Source organism: Pseudoflavonifractor sp. 524-17 (genome assembly GCF_009935845.1).
Taxonomy (GTDB): Bacteria; Bacillota; Clostridia; order Oscillospirales; family Oscillospiraceae; genus Pseudoflavonifractor_A.
Window position 1 is genome coordinate 1 of record NZ_QWEK01000085.1, and the last position, 7172, is coordinate 7172.

Genomic DNA, 7172 nt, shown 5'->3' on the forward strand with positions numbered 1-7172 from the left:
GGGTACGTACGGTTCCCGGAGAGGGTGGTGCAGACCTACCGCCGAAATGCGGCAAGGCGGCACTTCCCTACTCTACCGTGTTCAGAAAGAGGACGGCACGGTGGAGCAGACCATCAAAATCTACTACAAATTCGTTGGAGTTCTCTCCAACGAGTTACATATCAAAGTCACAAAACGCCATGCGTCCCCCCTCTCTCCCAGACGGTGCCAATGCTGCGGGGCAGAGTTTACCCCCGGTTCAGCGGCGGCAAAGTATTGTAAGCCCTGTGCCAAGAAGATACACACCCAACAAAGCACCGAAAGCACACGGCGCAGACGTGCCGCCGCCCGAAAAGCGGCATAGCAGATGGATCGTCCGCAAAGTCTGTCCGTCCGATTTGGAGCAGCGGGCGGGGCGGATTGTCCGGCGGGGCAACGAGAATCAACAGGTCAAAATCTTCCGCTACGTCACTAAGGGAACCTTTGACGCCTACAACTGGGGGCTGGTGGAGAGCAAGCAGAAGTTTATCGGTCAGGTGATGACCTCAAAGAGCCCCGCCCGGTCCATTGAGGACGTGGACGCCGCCGCCCTCTCCTACGCCGAGGTCAAGATGATCGCCACCGGCGACCCGAGAATCAAGGAGAAGATGGATCTGGATATTCAGGTGGCCAAGCTGAAGCTGCTGAAATCCAGCCACATGGCTCAGCAGTATGAGCTGGAGGATATGGCCGTCAAGCACTATCCCCAGAAGATAGCGGAGGCTGAACTGTTCATCCGGGCCTTGACGGAGGACTTGAATATTCGGGATATGCACCCCACCGGGGAGGAGGATTTTTCCATCAAAATCCTGGGCCAGCTCTACACGGAGCGCAAGGCCGCCGGTCTGGCGCTGGTGGCCGCCTGCAAAACCATAACCGATCCCCAAAAACCGCTGGACCTGGGCCAGTACCGGGGCTTTCCCATGCAGCTCCATTTTAACGGCTCCAAATTTAAGGTGACGCTGAAACAGAATTTGACCTACGCGGCGGAGCTTTCGGACGATGTTGTGGGCAACATCGTCCGTATCCACAACGCGCTGGAGAAAATACCAAAAAACCTGGAGGGGCAGAAGCAGAAACTGGAGACCCTCCGGCGGGATTTGGAGGCGGCAAAGGCGGAAACCGGCCGTCCCTTCCCCCAGGAGGCAGAGCTGGAAGCGAAGTCCGCCCGGCTGTCCCAGCTGAACATTGAACTGGACAGCGGCGGTCGGGACGGAGCGCCCGGGAGGGAGGATGAGGAACCAGAGCAAAAGTCGTCCGGCGCGCCTGAGCGCCAGGGCGGCAAGCCGTCCATCCGGCAGGCGCTGCGGGACTACACCCCGCCCGCCCCGGCGGCTCCGGACCCGGACAGGAACCAGCGGAGGGAGGCGGCGCTGTGAGGAAGAACGAGGGCCGGACAGTGGGGCTTTACACCAAGGTCTCCCCGGAGGAAAAAGCGGTCATTGATGAAAAAATGGCTCTTTTGGGGACCACGAACCTACGGGCCTATCTGAGAAAAATGGCGGTGGATGGCTACATCGTACAGCTGGACATGGGCAGTGTGGCGGAGCTGGTGAAGCTGCTGCGCTCCATCTCCAGCAATGTAAACCAGATCGCCCGCCGCTGCAATGAAACCCGGAACCTCTACGCCCAGGACGTAGAGGACCTGCGGCGGGGCTATACCGAAGTCTGGCAGGGTATTCATGCCCTGCTGAAAAAATGGGAGGCGTTATGACAGCGTGGGGCGGCGGGATATCTCCCAACGATATCCCGCCGCCCTTTTGATATGGGGGTGATGGTTGTTTCAGGCGTGACCAAAGCGCAGATTGCAAAGGCGAAGGAGTGGGACCTCCTCTCCTACCTTCAAACCTACGAGCCCCAGGAGCTGAAGCGCTGCGGCCCCCGGGAGTACTGCACCCGGACCCACGACAGCCTGAAGATTTCCAACGGAAAGTGGTGCTGGAACAGCCGGGGCATCGGGGGCCGGACGGCGCTGGATTACCTGCTCAAAGTCCGGGGAATGGACTTCGTAGACGCGGTGGAAACCCTGTGCGGATGCCGTGCCCCGCCGCCCCAGGAACGGCATCCGCCGCAGCCGCGAAAACCCTTTGCGCTCCCGGAGGCCAGACGGTTTCCCGCCGCCGTGGTGGCCTATTTGCAGGACCGGGGCATCCACCCGGAGCTGATCGGCGCGTGCCTCCAGGCCGGTACGCTCTACGAGAGCCGGAAGCATCAGAACTGCGTCTTTGTGGGCAGGGATCCAACTGGCCGCGCCCGGTTTGCCTGCCTCCGGGGGACGCGAGACGGCTTCCGGCTGGACGTGGAGGGCAGCGACAAGCGGTATAACTTCGCCCTGCCGGCCTACGCTCCGGACTGCCCCCAGCTGGCAGTGGCGGAGAGCCCCATTGACGCCCTCTCCGTGGCCACGCTGGTCAAGCTGGCCGGGGGTGATTGGCAGGGCAGCCACTATCTATCCCTCGGCGGGACCGGGCCCCGCGCCCTGCTTCAATTTCTCCGCGACCATCCTTATGTGACCCAGGTCAGCCTGTGTCTGGACAGCGACAGGGCGGGTCTGGAGGGCATGGAGCGGTTGGAACAGGTGGTTCGAGAGGATATGGAGTTGTCCCGGCGGGTGAAGCTGATCCACCGCAACCCGCCTCCAGCGGTGCATGGGAAGGATTATAACGAATTTCTCTGCGCCTATGTCAAGGCGGCGCGGGGACGGGAGCGGCAAAGAGAAGGGGCGAGATAACTGCCGGTTCAGTGCGGTTATTCCTCGCCCTCAATCTCTACAATGTCAACAGCCGATTCCAACAGCAGGTTAATGATTTCGTTGCGGGAGCGGTTTGCGGTTTCTGCCAGAGTGTCCAGCCGCGCAATTAACTCATCCCGCATTCGGACGGATACGATTTTGTGTCCATCGTCCCCTCTGCGCTCGGACTTCCTTTTAATTGTTATCTTTTCTGCCATGCTATCGCCTCACTTATAGTTATAGTTTAGCTTGACAAAATCAATTTTAATATAGTATACTGATATAGTCTTGATAAACTATGACTTTATAGTTTATCAATGTGAAAGGAGAATCATGTGGCAATCTCCAGTATCCTCCCCCGGAAGACCATGCGAAACCGGACCCGTCAGCAGTCCATGGCGGCGCGGCACGGCTACGACCAGAAGCCGGAGAAAACGAGCGGCGGCGAATTGGTGTCCTCTTTCATGTGTTCGCCGGAAACCGCTGCGGAGGAGTTCGAGATCAGCAAAAAAATCTACGCCCGGATTACCGGGCGCAGTCAGTCCAAACAGCACGATATTATTATGTACCGCATGATCCAATCCTTTAAGCCGGGGGAGATCAGCCCGGAGGAGGCAAACCGGATCGGCTACGAGCTGGCTATGAAGTTTACCAAGGGCCAGCACCAGTTTGTGGTGTCCACCCATGTGGACAAGGCTCACATCCATACCCACATCGAGTTTAACAGCACCAATCTCAACTGTGACGGCAAGTTTCAGAACGTCAAAAATTCCGCCTTTCTGTTGCGTAAGCTCAACGACGAGCTGTGCAGGGCCCACGGGCTCTCCGTGATTGAGAACCCGAAGCCCAGGGCGAAAACCCAGAAGGAGACGGCGGCGGCCCGGTATGGCTCCAGTTTCAAGGAGCGCCTGCGGCAGACCATTGACCGGGTGCTCCCTGGCTGCCGGAGTTATGCGGAGTTTCTGGCGCGGATGCGGGGCGAAGGATATGAGATCAAAGAGGGGAAATTGCTGTCCTTCCGCGCCCCCGGTCAGGAGCGGTTCACCCGTTCCAGCCGCCTGGGGGACGCGTATACCAGGGACGCCCTGCGGGCTCGCTGCACCAATCGGGGCGGGCGCTCTGCCAGGACAAAACCGCCGGTTTTCCACAGCGGCCGGAAAGTCAATCTGCTGATCGACATCCAGGCAAAAATGGCCGCCGGCAAGGGTGCGGGCTACGAGCGGTGGGCCAAGGTTTTTAATTTGAAGGAAGCGGCGAAAACCCTCAATTTCCTGACCGAGAATGGCCTGACGGATTATGACGAACTGGCGGCGCGGGCAGAGCAGGCCGGGAGCCGGTTTGACGAGGTGTCCCGCCGCATCAAGCAGCTGGAGGCGCGGATGACCGAAATTGCCCAGCTCAAAACCCACATTATCAACTACTCCAAAACCCGGGCGGTCTACGCCGCCTACAAAAAATCCCGGCACAAGAAGGAATTTTTCGCGGAGCATAGGGATGAGATCGCCAAGCACGAGGCGGCGAAGAAAGCCTTTGACGCCCTGAACGGCCAGCCCATCCCCAAAGCGGCCCAGCTCTCCAAACAGTACGCCGCCCTCCTGGCGGAGAAACAGGCGCAGTACGACGAGTACCGGGCTCTGCGGCGGAAGATGGTTGAGTACCAGACCGCAAAGCAGAATGTGGATAGAATCCTGGGCTTGGAGCCAAGGGAGCCAGAGCAGCAGCGAGAAGCGAAGCCAGAGCGGTGACTGCAAAAACCTCCCATGCCATCTGGCATGGGAGGTTTTTAATGCTCATTTTGTCGTAGATCGTCCACAATAAATTGAATATGTTCTATCTGACGCGGAGTTAGGCCAGTGATATCGAGCATCTGTAGAGCATTCGGTTCCTGCACATCACGCCCCAGCAGATAATCGGTGCTAACATGAAAGAAATCTGCAATTCTTACCAGCATATCTACGGATGGCATGATATTGTCATTTTCCCAATTACTGATACTCTGCTCATATAATCTAAAGATGTGTGATACAGTATTGCCATTCTGACAAGTTGCTCAACACTCTAGTGGGTACACTCAACAGCTTCATCTATAATTTTAATGATATGAGTCATCTTTTCAGGTGGAACTGTTTTCAACCGCTGAATCAAATACTCAAACCCGGTCGGCGGTGCCCCAAACAGCAACGTATCTGCGGAGAGTTTGAGCGCCAGAGAAAATGCACGGATAGATTCCGAAGATAGTCCAGAGCGGCCACGCTCTACCTCCTGAATAAAATTAGCACTGTAACCAGACAGTTTTGCTAAGTCTTCACGAGTCAGTCTCTGTCTCGTGCGCTCTGCCTTAATCCTGGCTCCAATTTCTGTGTTGACGGCCTTTAACTGTCTGGGCATGGTAATACACCACCTTTAAAGGTAGTGTAACCCCTGACATCTAAAACCAAAATATCTACAAGTATATAATTTTGTATATAGTAATACACCGAACCTTGTGATATAATGTCAGAGTCAAGTCAGCATAGATTGTATCAACGGGCTTTCCATAACAAGGAAAGAGTCCGCACAACAACTGTACGAACTCTTTACTCTTCCTTTTTGGATTCCAACAGTTTACATAATCCTTCAAGCTGCTCATTGCTCAATTTTCCAATTAAACTAATTGCCTGGAGTTGAAGCAAGGATGCTTCCTTATAATTAACAAAATCCCTAAATGTGATACCCAAAGCGTGACATAAAAGCTCTAGTGATTCAACTGTTGGCTTACACTCACCTTTTTCCAATTTGCGTACATAACTCTGCGATAAACCGGCTAAATTGGAGAGTTTGTTTGTAGATAACCCTTTTGCAAGTCGTAGCTCTTTTATTCTCATACTAATGTCAAAATCCATGATATCACCTGCTATTATAGAGATGATAGCATTATTTTTTACACATGGTTACATATATATTATCTTAAATATAATAAATATAGATAATATAGTATCTTATCGAGCTGCTTAGATTAAGAGAACAAAGTACCAAAAGGAGAAAGAGATGGAGCAAAAACAAATTCCGATTTCAGAGCTTCCCTTCAATTTTGATAAGGTAAAGCACACTTACGGCTCCATTCGGTCTGCGGAGCTGTACTGCCCAGGCGCGTATTACATTTTTACACAGTTTTCACATATTGAGCTGTTTCGTGGCACGGAATACCTTGTGGCGGCAAAGGACTGTCCCGCGCTCTCTCCCAGGGCGCGGGCTTACGGGCTGCCGCTGCTGGGTAATCCCAGGTTTCTGATTTATGACTGCGACGATTATTTCAATCAAGGCAAGTTCGTGGCGATGTACGAAATCTACCAGTATCTTACGGCACATGGTCTTCCAATTCCGGCGTATACCACGCTGGAGGAGACAAAGCTCTGGGGGATGGAGGTCTGCCCAGAATACTTTGGTGAGTTTCCAATTCCAACGGAAACGCCGTGGGGGCCTCCGCTCCGGCACAGCTATCTCTGGAATGGGCTTTATTGGCTGGAAACCAAACAGGCCGGATGGGTGCTGGCAATCGCGTACCCTCTTTGTGAAGACCTCACATATAAGACGAAAAGACTTGGACAGCAGACGGACTATGACCTGGAGCACGGAATTGACAACACCTATGGGTTCCGCTTCTACACGTACCGGAGCAGCTGCCTGCCGGTCTTTGAGCTGCTGCAATACGCGGATGAGACCTGGGAATCAAAGATCAATGTGGGCGCGTTGAAAAACGCAATTCTGAAATTCCATCCGGATTATGCGGAGGATACGCCCTGCATCCCTCCGGACATGGAACTTATCATGTCGCCGGGGGCCGGGTTTGATTTTTATGCGTTTCCACAGGAACCATGACGGCGTGATAAGCAGGATACGGCTCTATTTATAAGGATGGGAGAAGCGATATGAGGGAAACCACATGCGCCTTTACGGGGCACCGGCCACACAAGTTCCCCTGGAAGTACGACGAGGCAGATCCACGGTGTATTGCGCTGAAAGCGGTTCTGACGGAACAGGTTGCCAAACTGGTGAATATGGGTGTGACGGACTTTTTCAGCGGTATGGCCGACGGCTCCGACTGCTGGCTGTCTCAAATGGTTTTGGAGCTTCGCGCCAAAAATCCGGCAGTAAAGCTCCACTGCTTCCTGCCCTGTGAGGGTCAGGAAATCAAGTGGAGCTTGGCGGCGCAGGCGCGGTATCATTCTATTTTGGGACAGGCCGATTCGGTGGCCTATGTGAGCCGTAATTATTATGACGGCTGTATGCTCGACCGGAACCACCGTCTGGTGGAGGCCGCCGGCCTGCTGCTGGCCGTCTACAACGGAGAACGGCGGGGCGGAACCCAGGCGACGGTCAATTATGCCAGAAAGCTGGGCCGAAAGATTATTCTGATTGAGCCTGTCATGGGGCAGAGCTCCTA

10 protein-coding genes and 1 pseudogene are annotated in these 7172 nt (G+C 54.6%); 7 read left to right on the forward strand and 4 right to left on the reverse strand.

What is annotated here, in order from left to right:
* The 4 genes and pseudogenes from D1159_RS19365 to D1159_RS18140 all read left to right on the forward strand — a co-directional run.
* Nucleotides 1-343: pseudogene (locus D1159_RS19365) on the forward strand (hypothetical protein); the annotation flags it as partial.
* Nucleotides 318-1397 (forward strand): hypothetical protein, encoded by a 1080-nt coding sequence (locus D1159_RS18130; protein WP_161847004.1) that lies wholly within the window; start codon nucleotides 318-320, stop codon nucleotides 1395-1397. The pseudogene D1159_RS19365 and the gene D1159_RS18130, both read left to right, overlap by 26 nt.
* Entirely contained in the window at nucleotides 1394-1732 is a 339-nt protein-coding gene (gene mobC / locus D1159_RS18135; protein ID WP_161847005.1) for a plasmid mobilization relaxosome protein MobC, read from the forward strand. The genes D1159_RS18130 and mobC overlap by 4 nt, the downstream gene beginning before the upstream one ends.
* A gap of 60 nt (nucleotides 1733-1792) precedes the next feature.
* On the forward strand, nucleotides 1793-2749 hold the full coding sequence (locus D1159_RS18140) for a toprim domain-containing protein (protein WP_161847006.1): 957 nt from the start codon (nucleotides 1793-1795) through the stop codon (nucleotides 2747-2749).
* Nucleotides 2750-2766: 17 nt separating this feature from the next.
* Here the strand turns inward: D1159_RS18140 and D1159_RS18145 are convergent, their stop codons facing one another.
* Nucleotides 2767-2967 (reverse strand): ribbon-helix-helix protein, CopG family, encoded by a 201-nt coding sequence (locus D1159_RS18145; RefSeq protein WP_161847007.1) that lies wholly within the window; start codon nucleotides 2965-2967, stop codon nucleotides 2767-2769.
* Between the two features lie 117 nt (nucleotides 2968-3084).
* On the opposite strand from D1159_RS18145, the gene D1159_RS18150 reads away from it, so the two are divergent.
* A complete protein-coding gene (locus tag D1159_RS18150; RefSeq protein WP_347563731.1) occupies nucleotides 3085-4494 on the forward strand; it encodes a relaxase/mobilization nuclease domain-containing protein in 1410 nt (469 codons plus the stop codon).
* A gap of 38 nt (nucleotides 4495-4532) precedes the next feature.
* Here the strand turns inward: D1159_RS18150 and D1159_RS18155 are convergent, their stop codons facing one another.
* The 3 genes from D1159_RS18155 to D1159_RS18165 all read right to left on the reverse strand — a co-directional run bounded on the left by D1159_RS18155 (nucleotide 4533) and on the right by D1159_RS18165 (nucleotide 5631).
* On the reverse strand, nucleotides 4533-4766 hold the full coding sequence (locus tag D1159_RS18155; RefSeq protein ID WP_347563732.1) for a helix-turn-helix transcriptional regulator: 234 nt from the start codon (nucleotides 4764-4766) through the stop codon (nucleotides 4533-4535).
* Between the two features lie 41 nt (nucleotides 4767-4807).
* The gene (locus D1159_RS18160) at nucleotides 4808-5137 is read right to left on the reverse strand and encodes a helix-turn-helix transcriptional regulator (RefSeq protein WP_161847009.1); all 330 of its coding nucleotides are present in this window, start codon (nucleotides 5135-5137) and stop codon (nucleotides 4808-4810) included.
* Nucleotides 5138-5325: 188 nt separating this feature from the next.
* The gene (locus D1159_RS18165) at nucleotides 5326-5631 is read right to left on the reverse strand and encodes a helix-turn-helix transcriptional regulator (RefSeq protein WP_161847010.1); all 306 of its coding nucleotides are present in this window, start codon (nucleotides 5629-5631) and stop codon (nucleotides 5326-5328) included.
* A 307-nt stretch (nucleotides 5632-5938) separates the two neighbouring features.
* Between D1159_RS18165 and D1159_RS18170 the strand changes: the two genes are divergently transcribed.
* Nucleotides 5939-6607 (forward strand): hypothetical protein, encoded by a 669-nt coding sequence (locus D1159_RS18170; RefSeq protein ID WP_161847011.1) that lies wholly within the window; start codon nucleotides 5939-5941, stop codon nucleotides 6605-6607.
* 50 nt (nucleotides 6608-6657) lie between these two features.
* A partial coding sequence (locus tag D1159_RS18175) for an SLOG family protein (RefSeq protein ID WP_161847012.1) occupies nucleotides 6658-7172 on the forward strand: 515 nt, incomplete at its 3' end.